Annotated in this window: 13 protein-coding genes; 9 read left to right on the forward strand and 4 right to left on the reverse strand. The window is 60.6% G+C overall.

The genetic code is table 11. The annotated features are described in order from the left end of the window. The first annotated feature begins 100 nt into the window (after positions 1-100). From ATN84_RS16545 to ATN84_RS16560, 4 genes are all read left to right on the forward strand, one after another. On the forward strand, positions 101-1204 hold the full coding sequence (locus ATN84_RS16545; protein ID WP_068882785.1) for an ABC transporter substrate-binding protein: 1104 nt from the start codon (positions 101-103) through the stop codon (positions 1202-1204). Between the two features lie 66 nt (positions 1205-1270). Beyond that, the gene (locus ATN84_RS16550; protein ID WP_068882786.1) at positions 1271-2167 is read left to right on the forward strand and encodes an ABC transporter permease; all 897 of its coding nucleotides are present in this window, start codon (positions 1271-1273) and stop codon (positions 2165-2167) included. After that, positions 2164-2952 (forward strand): ABC transporter permease, encoded by a 789-nt coding sequence (locus ATN84_RS16555; protein ID WP_068882787.1) that lies wholly within the window; start codon positions 2164-2166, stop codon positions 2950-2952. The genes ATN84_RS16550 and ATN84_RS16555 overlap by 4 nt, the downstream gene beginning before the upstream one ends. Positions 2953-2963: 11 nt before the next feature. Next, positions 2964-4025, forward strand: coding sequence for an ABC transporter ATP-binding protein (locus tag ATN84_RS16560; RefSeq protein WP_068882788.1), 1062 nt, complete (start codon positions 2964-2966; stop codon positions 4023-4025). A 57-nt stretch (positions 4026-4082) separates the two neighbouring features. On the opposite strand, the gene gndA is transcribed toward ATN84_RS16560, so the two are convergent. Both gndA and ATN84_RS16570 read right to left on the reverse strand, forming a co-directional pair. Beyond that, the gene (gene gndA / locus ATN84_RS16565) at positions 4083-5504 is read right to left on the reverse strand and encodes an NADP-dependent phosphogluconate dehydrogenase (RefSeq protein WP_068882789.1); all 1422 of its coding nucleotides are present in this window, start codon (positions 5502-5504) and stop codon (positions 4083-4085) included. 144 nt (positions 5505-5648) lie between these two features. Next, positions 5649-6482: a MurR/RpiR family transcriptional regulator gene (locus ATN84_RS16570; RefSeq protein WP_068882790.1), complete on the reverse strand. Its 834-nt coding sequence runs from the start codon at positions 6480-6482 to the stop codon at positions 5649-5651. Positions 6483-6632: 150 nt separating this feature from the next. On the opposite strand from ATN84_RS16570, the gene ATN84_RS16575 reads away from it, so the two are divergent. The 5 genes from ATN84_RS16575 to ATN84_RS16595 all read left to right on the forward strand — a co-directional run bounded on the left by ATN84_RS16575 (position 6633) and on the right by ATN84_RS16595 (position 13121). After that, a complete protein-coding gene (locus ATN84_RS16575) occupies positions 6633-7400 on the forward strand; it encodes an N-formylglutamate amidohydrolase (protein WP_068882791.1) in 768 nt (255 codons plus the stop codon). 61 nt (positions 7401-7461) lie between these two features. After that, positions 7462-8997, forward strand: coding sequence for an amino acid permease (locus ATN84_RS16580; RefSeq protein ID WP_068882792.1), 1536 nt, complete (start codon positions 7462-7464; stop codon positions 8995-8997). Between the two features lie 87 nt (positions 8998-9084). Then, positions 9085-10455: a glutamine synthetase family protein gene (locus ATN84_RS16585; RefSeq protein WP_068882793.1), complete on the forward strand. Its 1371-nt coding sequence runs from the start codon at positions 9085-9087 to the stop codon at positions 10453-10455. A 96-nt stretch (positions 10456-10551) separates the two neighbouring features. Next, positions 10552-11937, forward strand: coding sequence for an aldehyde dehydrogenase family protein (locus tag ATN84_RS16590; protein WP_068882794.1), 1386 nt, complete (start codon positions 10552-10554; stop codon positions 11935-11937). An 11-nt stretch (positions 11938-11948) separates the two neighbouring features. Next, positions 11949-13121, forward strand: a complete 1173-nt coding sequence (locus tag ATN84_RS16595) for an iron-containing alcohol dehydrogenase (protein WP_068882795.1) — start codon at positions 11949-11951, stop codon at positions 13119-13121. 47 nt (positions 13122-13168) lie between these two features. Here the strand turns inward: ATN84_RS16595 and ATN84_RS16600 are convergent, their stop codons facing one another. After that, positions 13169-13762: a GNAT family N-acetyltransferase gene (locus ATN84_RS16600; protein ID WP_068882796.1), complete on the reverse strand. Its 594-nt coding sequence runs from the start codon at positions 13760-13762 to the stop codon at positions 13169-13171. An 83-nt stretch (positions 13763-13845) separates the two neighbouring features. Next, a complete protein-coding gene (odc2, locus tag ATN84_RS16605) occupies positions 13846-14979 on the reverse strand; it encodes an ornithine/lysine decarboxylase (protein ID WP_068882797.1) in 1134 nt (377 codons plus the stop codon). Between the last annotated feature and the right edge of the window lie 336 nt (positions 14980-15315).

The raw sequence follows: 15315 nt of genomic DNA on the forward strand, positions 1-15315 counted from the left end.
GCGGCTGTCATCCAATTGTCATTCGATGAGACTATCGGGAGGGCGCGGATGCTGGAATCGAGCCAATGGCGTTCGCCGTTCCAAACAGGGGAGTTATTTTATGCTTGGGTATTCAGCACGATTGCTGTCTCTATCGACCGCTCTCGCCATCGTCGGCACGAGTGTCGCCGCCGCGGAGCCATCCGCCGAACTTATCGCCGCCGCCAAGGCCGAGGGTCAGTTGACGACCATCGCGCTGCCCCACGACTGGTGCGGATATGGCGCCCTGATCACCGGCTTCAAGGAGAAGTACGGCATCGAAATCAACGAACTCAATCCGGATGCGGGATCGGGCGACGAGATCGAGGCGATCAAGGCCAACAAGGACAATAAGGGCCCGCAGGCCCCTGACGTCATCGACGTCGGCTTCTCCTTCGGCCCCTCCGCCAAGGCCGAAGGCCTGACGCAGCCCTATAAGGTTTCCACCTGGGATTCGATCCCGGACAATGCGAAGGATCCGGAAGGCCACTGGTATGGCGACTATTACGGCGTCCTTGCATTCGAGGTGAATAAGGACATCATCGACAATGTTCCGCAGGACTGGTCGGACCTGCTCAAGGACGATTACAAGAACTCCGTGGCGCTGGCGGGCGATCCGCGAGCCTCCAACCAGGCCATTCTCGGTGTTTACGCCGCTGGCCTCTCCACCGGCGCGGAAGCGGGAGCCAAGGCTGGCGAAGCAGGTCTTGATTTCTTCAAGCAGCTGAACGCCAAGGGCAATTTCGTGCCTGTTATTGGCAAAGCCGCGTCTCTGGCACAGGGCTCCACGCCCATCCTGATCCGCTGGGACTACAACGCCCTTTCTGATCGCGACACCCTGAACGGCAATCCAGAGGTCGAAGTCGTCGTGCCGAAGTCCGGCGTCGTCGCCGGTGTATACGTTCAGGCGATCAGCGCCTATGCGCCGCATCCCAATGCCGCCAAGCTGTGGATGGAACATCTTTATTCCGACGAAGGCCAGCTCGCCTGGCTGAAGGGCTATTGCCATCCGATCCGCTTCAATGATCTCGTCAAGAACGGCAAGGTTCCTCAGGAGCTCCTCGACAAGCTGCCTCCGGCGGAAGCTTACGAGAAGGCCGTCTTCCCGACGCTCGACGATCAGAAGGCCTCGAACGAGGTGATCACCAAGTCCTGGGATAGCGTCGTCGGCGCGAACGTCCAGTAAGAAGCTTTTTCCGGCAGGCGGCATGTTGCACAAGACATGTCGCCTGCCGGAAGGCTATGATCGCCCATGAGCAGCATCCCGGACGCTTCCTCGACCGCCCTCACACCATCGCTTGCGCGGCGCCTGCCGCTCGAATGGCTGGGCGTGGTCCCGTTTTTCCTTTTCGCCATCATGTTCCTGATCTGGCCGACGTTGTTTCTCATCGTCGGCGCTTTCCAGGATCAGGCCGGCAATTTCACGTTCCAGAACATCGCCGATCTTTTCCAGCCCTCCATCATGAGCGCGTACTGGATTTCGATCCGCATCAGCCTCGCCTCGGCGCTCGGCGGCGCACTCATCGGCTTTTTCCTGGCCTGGGCGATCGTGCTCGGCAGGCTCCCGTCATGGCTGCGGCCGACGGTTCTGACGTTTTCGGGCGTGGCATCGAATTTCGCCGGTGTTCCTCTCGCCTTTGCCTTTCTCGCGACCCTCGGCCGCACCGGCCTCGTCACAGTGTTGCTCAAGAATTATCTCGGCTTCAATCTCTACGCGACCGGCTTCAACCTCCTGAGCTTCCTCGGCCTGACGCTCACCTATCTCTTCTTCCAGATACCGCTGATGGTGCTGATCCTCACGCCCGCGCTGGATGGCCTCAAGAAGGAATGGCGTGAAGCCGCTTCCATTCTCGGTGCCACCTCCACGCAATATTGGCGCATGGTGGCCTTTCCCATCCTCTGGCCGAGCCTGCTCGGCACCAGCCTTCTCCTTTTCGCAAACGCCTTCGGTGCCATCGCCACTGCCTATGCGCTGACGGGCTCGTCGCTCAATATCGTGCCTATTTTGCTTTATGCGCAGATCCGCGGTGACGTCCTGCACAATCAGAACCTCGGTTATGCGTTGGCGCTCGGCATGATCGTCATCACTGGCGCCTCCAACGTGCTCTATATCTGGCTGCGGATGCGCGCGGAAAGGTGGCTGAAATGAAAACCCAGCGCATCGGAGCCTGGATCGCATTCGCCATCGGCGCGATCTATTTCCTTGTGCCGCTGATCGGCACGTTTGAATTCTCGCTGCGCATGCGGCGCGGCGAATATTCCTTCGATGCTTATCGTGTTGTCTTTTCCGATCCGAACTTTCAGGCGACTTTCGGCTATTCCACGATCCTCGGTCTGATGACCATCGTCTTCGGCGTCCTGCTCGTGGTGCCGACCGCCTATTGGATCCGGCTGCGCCTGCCGCACCTGCGCCCCATCGTCGAATTCATAACGCTGATGCCGCTGGTGATCCCGGCCATCGTCATCGTCTTCGGCTATTTGAGGATCTATAACTCGTCGTCCATTCTGCCCTTCACCGGATCGCGCCGGATGACGGACCTGCTCCTGATGTTCGGCTATGTGACGTTGTCGCTGCCCTATATGTACCGCGCCGTCGATACAGCCATGCGCGCGATCGACGTTCGAACCCTGACCGAAGCCGCCGAAAGTCTCGGTGCCGGCTGGCCGACAATCCTGTTCAAGGTCATATTTCCAAACGTGCTCTCCGGCGTGTTGAGCGGCGCATTCATCACCTTCGCCATCGTCATCGGCGAATTTACGCTGGCCTCGCTTCTCAACCGCCCGGCCTTCGGCCCCTATCTCCAGCTCGTCGGCGCCAACCGCGCCTATGAGCCTTCCGCCCTCGCGGTCATTTCATTCGCGATCACCTGGTTCAGCATGGCGTTGATCCAGCTCGTATCGCGCCTCAACAAATTCAAAGTACCTAGCGTCTGAGAACGGTTCCCATGGCTTTCCTTGAAATATCCCATCTGCAAAAGAGCTTCGGAACCAATCAGGTCGTCAAGGATTTCAACCTTTCGATCGAGAAGGGCGAGTTCGTTTCCTTCCTCGGCCCCAGCGGTTGCGGCAAGACCACGGTCCTGCGCATGGTGGCGGGTTTCGAAGTTCCGACCTCCGGCACGATCAGTATCGACGGCCAGGACGTCGTCAATCTGAAGCCCAACCAGCGCAATATCGGCATGGTGTTTCAGGCCTATGCGCTGTTTCCCAATATGACCGTGGCGCAGAACGTCGCCTTCGGTCTCCGCGTTTCGAAAAAGTCGAACGCGGAGATCGACGCGACGGTAACGGAGATGCTCGATCTCATCCGGCTTGGCCATCTCAGCGACCGCTATCCCTACCAGCTCTCGGGCGGCCAGCAGCAGCGCGTGGCGCTGGCCCGCGCGCTGGCGACCAAGCCACAGGTGCTGCTCCTTGACGAGCCGCTGTCGGCGCTCGATGCCAAGATCCGTGTTTCTCTGCGAGAAGAGATCCGCGCGATCCAGCAGAAGCTCGGTATCACCACCGTCTTCGTGACGCATGATCAGGAGGAGGCGCTTTCGATCTCCGATCGCATCGTTGTTATGTCGGAGGGACGGGCCGAGCAGATCGGCACCCCCTTCGACATCTATAACCGTCCGGCATCACGCTTCGTCGCCTCCTTCGTCGGCACGCTCAACCTGCTCGAGGGCAAGGTTGACGATGCGAAGAAGGGCGTCATCGATCTCGACGGTAACCGGATAACGCTGGCGCAGCCGCTCTCCGGCCACAAGAAGGGGGAAATGCTGGCGCTGGCGCTGCGCCCGGAGGCCGTAACCATCGACCCGCACAAGGCCCGCGACACGGCGATCGAGGGCACCATCAACGACGTGCATTTCCTCGGCTCTGTCATCCGCACGCGCGTCTCACTTGGCAAAAACAGCGTCTCACTGGATATGTTCAATAATCCGGGCTCCCCGCCGCCGGCACGCGGCGAGAAGGTCAGGATCAGCTTTGCAGCGAAGGATCTGCTGGTTCTCGGAGAATGAAGAAAAGCCGCCCGACAGGGCGGCTTTCATCTCACTTTGCAGTTTATTCCGCCAAGACTAAGCGCCGATATCCGACCATGGTCCGTGGAAATCGCCCTCCCGGTCGAGCCGCTTGAAGCCATGCGCGCCGAAGAAATCGCGCTGCGCCTGGATGAGATTGGCGGTGCCGCGCGCCTGACGATAGCTGTCGAAATAGCTGAGCGCGGCACTGAGCGCCGGCACCGGCAGCCCCGAGAGCGCGGCGGTGGAAACAACCGCCCGCAGCGCCGCCGAGCCCTTGGTCATGCGCTCGATGAATGCAGGCGCGAGCAGCAGATTTTCCGGCGCCCCCTTGTCGAACGCTTCCGCGATGACATCCAGAAACTGCGAGCGGATAATGCAGCCCGCCCGCCAGATGCGGGCGGTAGTGGCAAGCGGCAGATTCCACTGATATTCCTTCGAGGCCGCCGCCATCACCGCGAAGCCTTGCGCATAAGCGGCGATCTTGCCGGCAAGCAGGCCCTGCTCGAGATCGTCGATAAAATGGGCCCGGTCCTGCGGTGAAAGCGCGGCTCCGCCCGAGGGATACGCCTTCTCGGCCACCTGTCGCTCCGCCTTGAGCGCCGAAAGTGACCGCGCGGCGACCGCGGCTTCGATGCCCGTGGCGGGAACCCCAAGCATCTGCGCCTCGATGGCCGACCAGCGGCCCGTGCCCTTCTGTCCGGCTGAATCCAGAATGACGTCCACCGCGGCCTTGCCCGTCTCTGGATCGACGGCGAGCAGCACCTTGGCGGTGATCTCGATCAGGTAGGAATTGAGCGGACCGTCATTCCATTTGGAAAAGACGCTGCCGATGGCTGGCGCCGAAAGGCCAAGCCCATCGCGCAAGATACCATAGATCTCGGCGATCATCTGCATGTCGGCATATTCGATGCCGTTATGGATGGTCTTGACGAAATGTCCCGCGCCATCAGGCCCGAGCAGCGCGCAGCAGGGTTCGCCCTGATATTTGGCGGCAATCGCCGTCAGGACCGGGGAGATGCGATCATAGGCTTCTTTAGTGCCACCCACCATGATCGAAGGCCCATGGCGCGCGCCCTCCTCGCCGCCGGAAACGCCCATGCCGACAAACGTCGGATCGTCCGTGCCAAGACTGTTCAGGCGGCGGACCGTGTCATGGAAATTGGCATTACCGGCATCGATGATGATGTCGTCGCGCATCAGCAGCGGCTTCAACGCCTTGATCTCGTGGTCGACCGGATCGCCGGCCTTGATCATAAGGATGATCGGCCGCGGTGCGCGGATGCTGCCGACGAGCTGCTCCAGCGTATCGCATGGGATGATCCGGTCCTTCAGTTCCCCGGCATTCTCATGGAACTCGTGGGTCTTCTCGGTTGTGCGGTTATAGACGGCGATGCGGTAACCTTTTTCGGCGATGTTGAGCGCGAGATTGGCTCCCATGACACCAAGACCGATCAGTCCGATATCCGCTTTTTCCATGACGCTTCCTTTCGGGGATATAATGGGAGATTGGCAGCACGACCGTGCCGGAATCACGTTTTCGACTATAGTCGCAACTTAGCGATTTTATTGCGGCAGACAAAGATGTCCGCGCCGCGATGGCGACAAATTGAAGAAGCCGCGCTACTCGCCGCGCAGTTCCTCCATTTCCCGGATGCGCTTGCTGGCAGTCTCCTCGGCATGTCGCGTGATCTCTGCGATCAGCACTTCTGCCACGATGAAAAGGGCGGCCGTCGAATCCCATGCAGAGGGAACGCCGGTGCGCCCTGCGATCACATGGCGGGCAAAACGGGCGATCGGGGAAAGCCATTGGTCGGTCGCAAGCACGATCTCGACGCCGCGCGCCTGCGCCTTTTCGGCAAAACGGATCAGACTTTCCTGGTAGCGACGGATATCGAAGATCATCAGCACGTCGCGCTTGCCCATATCGATCAACCGGTCGCGCCAATTGCTCTCCTGCCCCTCGAGATGGAACACGTCGGGGCGGATGATCTGCAGATGCGCCGCCATGTAGCGGGCGATGGGGTCTGTAAACCGTCCACCGACGAGATGAATGCGGCTGCGCGGTCGGCTGAGTAAGGCGACGATTTCGGCGGTCTGCGCCTCGGGCAGATGGCTGAAGGTCTCGCGGATATTGTCGAGCGTGGCGTCCACCTGCGCAAAGGCACTCTGCGGACGGGCAGATTGGGGCGCCAGATTGCGCGTCAGCGGCGACTGTATCTGCGCCGCCAATTCCTCCTGCAGTGCTGCCTGGAATTCGGGATAGCTGGAGAAGCCGAGCCTTGCCACGAAACGCAGTATGGTCGGAGAGCTCACCCCCGCCTGCGCCGAAAAATCCGCGACCGTCTTGAGGCCGATCAGAGGATAATGGGCGATCAGCGTCTGCGCCGCCCTTCGCTCGCTCGCCGACATGGAGACGATCTTCTCGCTGATCAGCTCGGATATGCTTGTTTTCATTTCTCCCGCCTGCCCCTCCCCTGATGTTTCTTCTCTGCACGGAAGGCAAAGATTCATTTTGACAAATCCGGCCGATATGTATCAAATCATACGATACGGGAAATTTAAATAGAGACTGTAACAAACAGTACAATTCTCGGGGAACATCGAATGGCTGATGCGATCGCGGTTGCGGACGTTGAAATTCCGGTCAGGATCACCAATGGGCACGGCAAGAGCCCAGTGCTGCTGCTCTGCGATCATGCATCAAACCATATTCCCTCGGGCTTCGACACCCTGGGGCTGACAAAGAAAGATCTGCAGCGTCATATCGCCTGGGATCCCGGCGCCCTGGGCGTGGCACGAGAAATGAGCCGCCTTCTAGACGCTCCCTTGGTCGAATCCTGCATCTCACGCCTCATAGTCGACTGCAATCGGCCTCTTGATGCGCCCGATCTTGTCCCGAGCTTGAGCGAATTGACGAATATTCCCGGCAACATGCATTTGAGCGAAAGCGAGATCGCCGAACGGGTGGTGTTGGCCCATGCGCCCTACCACGCGGCAATCGAAGCGCTTGTCGCATCGCGCATCGCCGCCGGCATTCCGCCCGTTCTCGTCGCCATCCACACGTTCACGCCCGTCTATCGCGGCGAGGAACGCCCTTGGCATGTCGGTATCATCCATGACGATGATACCAGGCTCGCCGCACCAATCATTGCCGGATTGCAGGCGATGGCGGGCCTTTGCGTCGGGATAAACCAGCCCTATTCGCCAGCCGACCGGGTCTATTATACGCTTGAGCGACACGCGCAGGCCAAACAGTTGAAGGCGGTCATGATCGAAATCCGCAACGATCTCGTGACCACTGAGCAACAGGAAAAACAATGGGGCGAGAGGCTCGCCCGCATTCTGGGAGAGGTCGAAGGAGAAGTTTTATAACCGCCGGTCCGGCGGACATGAATGCACTGACGTCAACCAACCAATTGACAGGGGAATGAAAATGGCAAGTGCAGACAAGAAAGTGGTCGGCAGCGTTGCTTATCAGACGCGCGACAAGAGCTATTTCGAAAGCCGGCAGCTCGTGCGCCATGCCAATGCGTGGCATCTCTGGGCGCTCGGCGTCGGCGCGGTGATATCAGGCCATTTCTCCGGCTGGAACGGCGGCCTCACCCAGGGTGGCTGGGGCGGCATGTTCATCGCCACCATCATCATCGCCATCATGTATCTGGGGCTGACCTTTGCGATTGCCGAAATGTCGCCCGCCCTGCCCCACACAGGTGCGGCCTATTCCTTCGCCCGCACATCGATGGGGCCATGGGGTGGCTTCCTCACGGGGCTGGCGGAAAATGTCGAATATGTGCTGACGCCCGCCGTCATCGTCTTCTTCATCGGTTCTTATCTCACCGGTATTTTCGGCACCACGCCGGAATTCCAGCCGGTCTGGTGGATCGCGGCTTATATCGTCTTTCTCGGGCTCAACATCTGGGGCGTGGCGCTTTCCTTCCGGGTGACGCTTGTTGTCACCATCCTCGCCCTGCTCTGCCTCGTCGTGTTCTGGATTTCGGCCCTCGGCCATATCGACTTTTCACGCTGGGCGTTGAACATCGGGCCCGGCGGCGTCGAACTGCCTGACGGCAACGGACCTTTCCTGCCGAACGGTATTGGCGGCGCGCTCGCGGCCCTGCCCTTCGCCGTCTGGCTGTTCCTTGCCATCGAGCAATTGCCGCTTGCCGCTGAAGAATCGATCGACCCGAAGCGCGATATGCCGAGGGGAATCATCCTTGGCATGCTGACGCTGATCGTCTCCGCCTTCGCCATCCTCACCCTCAACCCGTCGGTATCGGGCATCGGCTCCTTCGCACTCGGCTCTTCAGGCGAGCCCTTGCTCGATGGCTTCAAGGCGATCTATGGCGAAGGCATTGCCAAGGGACTGGCGCTTGTCGCGGTTCTGGGCCTCATCGCCTCGTTCCACACCATCATCTTCGCGCAAGGGCGGCAGATCTATTCGCTGAGCCGCGCCGGCTATTTCCCGACCTTCCTGTCGGTGACGCATGGCACCCGCAAGACCCCGCATGTCGCCATGATCGGCGGTGCACTCCTCGGTCTGGCCGTGATCCTCACCCTCTGGTTCCTGCTTGGTGAGGAAAGAGGCGGCGCGGCCATCGGCTTCACGCTGCTCAACATGGCCGTTTTCGGCGCGATGCTGAGCTACATCATGCAGGCCCTGTCCTTCATTCTCCTGCGCAAGAACCAGCCGAACATCGAGCGGCCCTTCCGCAATCCGTTCGGCATACCGAGCGCCGTGCTCACCATCCTCATCGCGATCGTCACGCTCTATTTCCAGCTGAACGATCCCATCTACCGGCAGGGCATTCTCGGTGTCGCCATCTGGTTCGCGGTGTTCGTCGCTTACTTTGCCCTCGTCGGCCGTCACAAGCTGATCCTGTCGCCGGAAGAGGAGTTCGCGCTGGAACATGCCGAAGCCGCCAAGGCCGCGTCAGGCGCAGCGGAGCTGGCTGGCAAGGTTGCGCCGTAACCGGCTGAACCTGATCGACATTGCACCCGGCCGTCATGGAGGCCGGGTGCATCCCTCACGACCCCATCCGATCCGGCGGAGACATTGATGCCTGGAAATCTCACCTTCAATGAACTGAAAAAGGAAGTGGCGGATGGCGTCATCGACACCGTTCTCGCCTGCTTCGTCGATATGCAGGGCCGGTTGATCGGCAAGCGTTTCCACGGCAGCTATTTCGTCGAAGCCGCCCACGACGAAACCCATGGCTGCGATTATCTGCTGGCCAATGACATCGATATGGAACCGGTGCCTGGTTACAAAGCGGCAAGCTGGAAGAACGGCTATGGCGATTTCGTCATCAAGCCGGATCTTTCCACCATCCGCCGTATTCCCTGGCTCGAAAAGACCGCACTCGTCCTTTCCGACATTCTCGACCATCACCATCATGAGGACCTGGCCCATTCGCCGCGCGGCATCCTCAAGCGTCAGCTGGCGCGGCTTGAGGAGCGCGGATACCTCGCCTATTTCGCCTCCGAGCTCGAATTCTACCTCTTCGACGAGACCTATGAGAGCGCCCGCGCAAAGCACTGGAAGGCAATGACAACCGCCTCGCCCTATATCCAGGATTACGTGATCCAGATGACCAGCAAGGAAGACACGGTGATGCGCGCCATCCGCAACGGCCTTTTCGATGCGGGCATCCCCGTCGAAAACTCCAAGGGCGAATGGGGCCCTGGACAAGAGGAGATCAACGTCCGCTATGCCGAGGCGCTGGAGATGGCCGACCGTCACGTCGTCTTGAAGAACGGCTGCAAGGAGATCGCCACCCAGATGGGCAAGGCAATCACCTTCATGGCGAAATATGACTATGCGCTGGCCGGAAGCTCCAGCCACATCCACAATTCGCTGTGGAGCGCCGATGGAAAGACATCTCTTTTCCACGATCCCAAGGCGGAATACGGCATGTCGGCGCTCATGCGGTCCTGGGTGGCGGGACAATTGAAATATGCCCGCGACATCACCCTGCTTCTGGCGCCCTATATCAACTCCTACAAGCGCTTCCAGGCCGGCACCTTCGCGCCAACCAAGATCGTCTGGAGCCGCGACAACCGCACGGCAGGCTTCCGCCTCTGCGGCGAAAACTCGAAGGCGATCCGCATCGAATGCCGCATCGGCGGCGCCGATCTGAACCCCTATCTCGCCTTCGCCGGTCTCATCGCCGCTGGCCTTGCCGGCATCGATGAAAAGCTCGAATTGGCAAAGCCCTTCGAGGGCGATGCCTATGGCGGCGCGCGGCTCACCGAAATTCCCAAGACGCTGCGCGATGCAACCGACATGTTCGCAAAGTCGAAAATGCTGAAATCGGCATTGGGCGAAGAGGTGATCGAGCATTATGTTCATACTGCCCGCTGGGAGCAGTTTGAATATGACCGCCGTGTCACCGACTGGGAGCTGCATCGCGGATTTGAGCGGTACTAAGCAAGTCCAGGAAAAGTGCGAAGCGGTTTTCCCGGGAAAAACGGGAACCGTTTTCCCGGCGGACTTGCGTATGTGAAGAAGCAAAGGAAATAAAGAATGACCGAAACGGTGAAGATCGTCTCACCCGTCGATGGTTCGATTTATGCGGAACGCCCAGTGGCCAGCGACAAGGCGCTCGACGCGGCGGTCGAGGCGGCACGGCACGCGCAGGCGGAATGGGCCGAGACGCCGGTTGCCGAGCGCGGACGCTATTGCCTTGCCGCCCTTGAAGCGCTTCTCGCCATGAACGACGAGATCGTGCCGGAGCTCGCCTGGCAGATGGGCCGCCCGGTGCGCTATGGCGGCGAGAAAGGCGGCGTCGAGGAACGCACGCGCTATATGGTGCAGATTGCCGAGGACGCGCTGAAGCCCGTGATCGCTAACGACAAGCCCGGCTTCCGCCGCTATGTCAAGCATGTGCCGCTCGGGGTGGTCATGGTCATCGCGCCGTGGAACTATCCCTATCTGACAGCCGTCAACACCATCATGCCGGCACTGATCGCCGGGAATACCGTTATCCTGAAACACGCCGCCCAGACACTTTTGGCAGGCGAACGCTTCCAGCAGGCATTCGACAGAGCCGGCCTGCCGAAGGGCGTCTTCCAGAATGTCGTTCTGAACCACACGCAGACGGAAAAGCTGCTCGCCTCCGGCCGCATCGACCATGTCAATTTCACCGGCTCGGTCGGCGGCGGCAAGGCGATCGAGCGGGCGGCGGCGGGCACTTTCATGACGCTCGGCCTCGAACTCGGCGGTAAAGACCCGGCCTATGTGCTACCCGACGCTGATCTCGATCATGCAATCGGAAATCTTGTCGACGGCGCATTCTACAACACTGGCCAGTGCTGCTGCGGCATCGAGCGCATCTATGTGCACGAAAAAGTCTATGACGAATTCGTCGATGGCTTCATCGACCTGACCAAGCGATATGTCGTCGGCAACCCGCTTGACCAAGCGACCACCATGGGGCCTATGGCGCAGGCCCGCTTCGCCGATCTGATCCGCGAGCAGAAGGCGGAAGCGCTGCGCAAGGGCGCGAAGGCGCATATCGGCATGAAGGTTGCGGAGGATAAATCGGGCTCACCCTACCTCGCGCCGGAAGTGCTCACCAATGTCGATCACCAGATGAGCGTGATGCGCGAGGAGAGCTTCGGCCCCGTCGTCGGCATCATGAAGGTGCGTAACGATGAGGAGGCGCTGGCGCTGATGAACGACAGCCCCTATGGCCTCACCGCCTCGCTGTGGACATCCGACACGGACCATGCGGCATCACTCGGCGATAGGATCGAGACCGGCACGGTCTTCATGAACCGCTGCGACTATCTCGACCCCGCGCTGGTGTGGACCGGCGTCAAGGACACCGGCAAGGGCGCAGCACTCTCCGCTATCGGCTACGCCAATCTCACCCGGCCTAAATCCTATCACCTGCGCGAAGCCATCTGAAAGACAGCCCCATGACCGAACCCTTCTCCAAATGGAATTATCCGACAACGGTGCTTTTCGGCGCGGGCCGCATCAAGGAATTGCCCGATATCCTCGCAAGCGCCGGCATCGCCAATCCCCTGTTCGTCACCGATCCAGGCCTGGCGCAACTGCCTGTTGTCGCGAAAACCCTAAAGCTTCTCGATGATGCCGGCGTCTCCTACGGCGTATTTTCTGATGTGAAGCCCAACCCGGTGGAATCCAATCTCAATGCGGGGGTGAAGATCTTCCGCGATGGCGGCCACGACGGCGTGATCGCCTTCGGGGGCGGATCGGCACTGGATCTGGGCAAGCTCGTCGCCTTCATGGCCGGCCAGAACCGCCCGGTCTGGGATTTCGAGGATATCGACGACTGGTGGACCCGGGCGGATGCCAGTGCCATCGCGCCCATCATCGCCGTGCCGACCACGGCGGGCACGGGATCGGAGGTGGGCCGCGCAGGCGTCATCACCAACGAGGCGACGCACACGAAAAAGGTCATCTTCCATCCGAGGATGCTCCCGGTCACGGTAATCGCCGACCCGGAACTCTCCGTCGGCATGCCGCCTTTCATCACCGCCGGCACCGGCATGGATGCGTTCGCCCACTGCCTCGAAGCTTATTGCGCACCCGGCTACCACCCCATGGCGGATGGTATTGCTGTGGAAGGCATGCGCCTCGTCTTCGAGAACCTGCCCAAAGCCTACGAGAACGGCAAGGACCTGACGGCGCGGGCAAACATGATGAGCGCTGCCGCCATGGGCGCTACCGCCTTCCAGAAAGGGCTCGGCGCAATCCATTCGTTGTCACATCCGATCGGCGCCCTCTACGACACTCATCACGGCATGACCAATGCGGTGTTCATGCCCTATGTGCTGGCCTTCAACCGCGATGCGGTCGAAGAGCGCATCGTCCGCCTGTCGCGCTATCTCGGTATCAAGGGCGGCTTCAACGGCTTTGCCAAGGCCGTTCTGAAATTGCGTAAGCAGTTGAAGGTGCCGCACAAGCTGCCGGGCCTCATCAAAGGCCTGGAAATGGACGACAAGCGCAAGGCATTGATAGCCGACATGGCGGTGGTCGATCCAACTGCTGGCGGCAACCCGGTGAAGCTGACAAAGAAGAATGTGCTGGAACTGCTGGACGCTTCCATCGAAGGGAAGCTCTGAAGAAATAAAAAGGCGGAAGTTGAGACTTCCGCCTTTTACTGATCTGATCAGGCCGTAAGGCGGAGCGCCTGCGGCTCGCTCGCCGCACGACGGCCAGACGGAGAAAGGATACCGTGTGCCCCGTCGAGATGGCTGGGCTTCAGCTCCAGCGCCAGGAAGCGCCGCCGCTCGACCGGCCCCGGCATGGCAAGGCTTGCCACCTTTTCCCCGGAAAAGCCGAAGCGCGCGTAATATTCCGGGTCGCCGACCAGCAGGATCGCGCCGTGACCGAGCCGTGCGGCTTCAGCGATGGCATGGCGCATCAGCGCCGAGCCGATCCCCAGCCCTTCAGCGGAGGGATTAACGGCCAGCGGCCCGAGCAGCAGCGCCTGCACCGGAGCGCCCGAACGATTACGCCCGGCGCGGATGTCCCACAGGCGCACTGTACCGATGAGCGTGCCCTCTTCGTTGCGTGCGGCAAAGGCCAGCCCCGCCGAGGGAACACGCCCGCGCCGCAGCTTCTCCGACGATTTGCGGCGGCGGCCCTCACCCATGGCGCGATCAAGCAGCGCCTCGCGCGCCGGTGCATCATGCTCGGTCTCGCCTTGGATGACGAAGGTCTGGTTGTGGCTTTCCCGGATTTTGGAAACTGTCGCGTTCATTGTCTTGACCAATCGGATAGAGCAAGCTGGTCACCCGGCATCCCTGCCGGACGAGCTCTGAATGAACCGGTCTAAAAGCCGGCTCAGATGACGTAGGATCGGAGCGGCTCGAAGCCGTTGAACGCGACCGACGCATAGGTGGTGGTGTAGGCGCCCGTTCCCTCGATCAGAAGCTCGTCGCCGATGGTCAGCGAAACGGGCAGCGGATAGGGCGTCTTCTCATACATCACATCGGCGGAATCGCAGGTCGGCCCGGCGAGCACGCAGGGCTCCGTCGCATCCCCGTCGCGTGGCGTGACGATCTGGTAGCGGATCGCCTCGTCCATCGTCTCGGCGAGACCGCCGAATTTGCCGATGTCGAGATAGACCCAGCGGACATTGTCATTGTCCGCCTTCTTCGAAACCAGAACCACTTCCGTCTTGATGACGCCGGCATTGCCTACCATGCCGCGGCCGGGCTCGATGATCGTCTCCGGGATACGGTTGCCGAAATGCTTGCGCAGTGCGTCGAAAATGGCACGGCCATAGGCCTGCGCCGTCGGCACGTCGCGCAGATAGCGCGTCGGAAACCCGCCGCCCATATTGACCATCTTCAGCATGATGCCTTCCTCGGCCAGCGCCGCAAAGACACGCTTGGCATCGCTGAGCGCGCGGTCCCACGCGGAAAGGTCTGTCTGCTGCGAGCCGACATGGAAGGATACGCCATAGGCAACGAGGCCGAGCAACTTTGCTTGACGCAGCACATTGACGGCCATGGAGGGAACGCAGCCGAATTTGCGCGACAGCGGCCATTCGGCGCCCTCGCCATCGGTCAGGACGCGGCAGAAGACGCGGGCGCCAGGCGCGGCACGGGCGATCTTCTCCACTTCCTCGACGCTGTCGACGGCGAAGAGACGGATGCCGAGCTCGAAGGCGCGCGCGATATCGCGTTCCTTCTTGATGGTGTTGCCATAGGAGATGCGCTCAGCGGGCGCGCCGGCATCAAGCGCCATCTCGATCTCGGTGACCGAAGCGGTGTCGAAGGACGAGCCGAGCGACGTCAGAAGCCGCAGGATTTCCGGCGCAGGATTGGCCTTCACCGCATAGAAGATGCGCGAATCCGGCAGCGCCTTTTCGAAGCCAATGTAATTTTCACGCACGACATCAAGGTCGACCACGAGGCAGGGACCGTTCGGACGTCGGGTGTTGAGGAAATCGATAATGCGCTGGGTTGCCATCGTATTCTCCTGTTCGGCGGCCCGGCCGCCTTTGCAAAGGCTGCGGCTTGCCGGCTGCCCGCCGGATCGCTGCCGCAAAGGGACAAAGTGCATGAAGCCGTCCACCGCGCAGCCAGCCTTTGGAGGTGCTGGAAACACGCGAAGGTTCATGCGGCGATGGAACAACGCTAAAGCGTCGCGTTATTCCGCTTTGTCTGCCTTGGCTTGGAATTGGGAGAACCGCATCCGCACTGCCGGCAATGAAGGTGTGCCTCTTCAGTAATTTCGGTATTTGGACGACCGAAAGACACCAGAAAGGCCCGCACCGTCGTTGCTTCAAGATGTCCTCGATTTGGC

Origin of the sequence: Paramesorhizobium deserti (genome assembly GCF_001558695.1) — a bacterium.
GTDB classification, from domain to species: domain Bacteria; phylum Pseudomonadota; class Alphaproteobacteria; order Rhizobiales; family Rhizobiaceae; genus Paramesorhizobium; species Paramesorhizobium deserti.

Excerpts from the sequence above, each read along its gene's own strand:
- ATN84_RS16545 (WP_068882785.1), top strand. The coding sequence starts at position 101 with ATGCTTGGGTATTCAGCACGATTGCTGTCTCTATCGACCGCTCTCGCC.
- ATN84_RS16550 (WP_068882786.1), top strand. The coding sequence starts at position 1,271 with ATGAGCAGCATCCCGGACGCTTCCTCGACCGCCCTCACACCATCGCTT.
- ATN84_RS16555 (WP_068882787.1), top strand. The coding sequence starts at position 2,164 with ATGAAAACCCAGCGCATCGGAGCCTGGATCGCATTCGCCATCGGCGCG.
- ATN84_RS16560 (WP_068882788.1), top strand. The coding sequence starts at position 2,964 with ATGGCTTTCCTTGAAATATCCCATCTGCAAAAGAGCTTCGGAACCAAT.
- gndA (WP_068882789.1), bottom strand. The coding sequence starts at position 5,504 with ATGGAAAAAGCGGATATCGGACTGATCGGTCTTGGTGTCATGGGAGCC.
- ATN84_RS16570 (WP_068882790.1), bottom strand. The coding sequence starts at position 6,482 with ATGAAAACAAGCATATCCGAGCTGATCAGCGAGAAGATCGTCTCCATG.
- ATN84_RS16575 (WP_068882791.1), top strand. The coding sequence starts at position 6,633 with ATGGCTGATGCGATCGCGGTTGCGGACGTTGAAATTCCGGTCAGGATC.
- ATN84_RS16580 (WP_068882792.1), top strand. The coding sequence starts at position 7,462 with ATGGCAAGTGCAGACAAGAAAGTGGTCGGCAGCGTTGCTTATCAGACG.
- ATN84_RS16585 (WP_068882793.1), top strand. The coding sequence starts at position 9,085 with ATGCCTGGAAATCTCACCTTCAATGAACTGAAAAAGGAAGTGGCGGAT.
- ATN84_RS16590 (WP_068882794.1), top strand. The coding sequence starts at position 10,552 with ATGACCGAAACGGTGAAGATCGTCTCACCCGTCGATGGTTCGATTTAT.
- ATN84_RS16595 (WP_068882795.1), top strand. The coding sequence starts at position 11,949 with ATGACCGAACCCTTCTCCAAATGGAATTATCCGACAACGGTGCTTTTC.
- ATN84_RS16600 (WP_068882796.1), bottom strand. The coding sequence starts at position 13,762 with ATGAACGCGACAGTTTCCAAAATCCGGGAAAGCCACAACCAGACCTTC.
- odc2 (WP_068882797.1), bottom strand. The coding sequence starts at position 14,979 with ATGGCAACCCAGCGCATTATCGATTTCCTCAACACCCGACGTCCGAAC.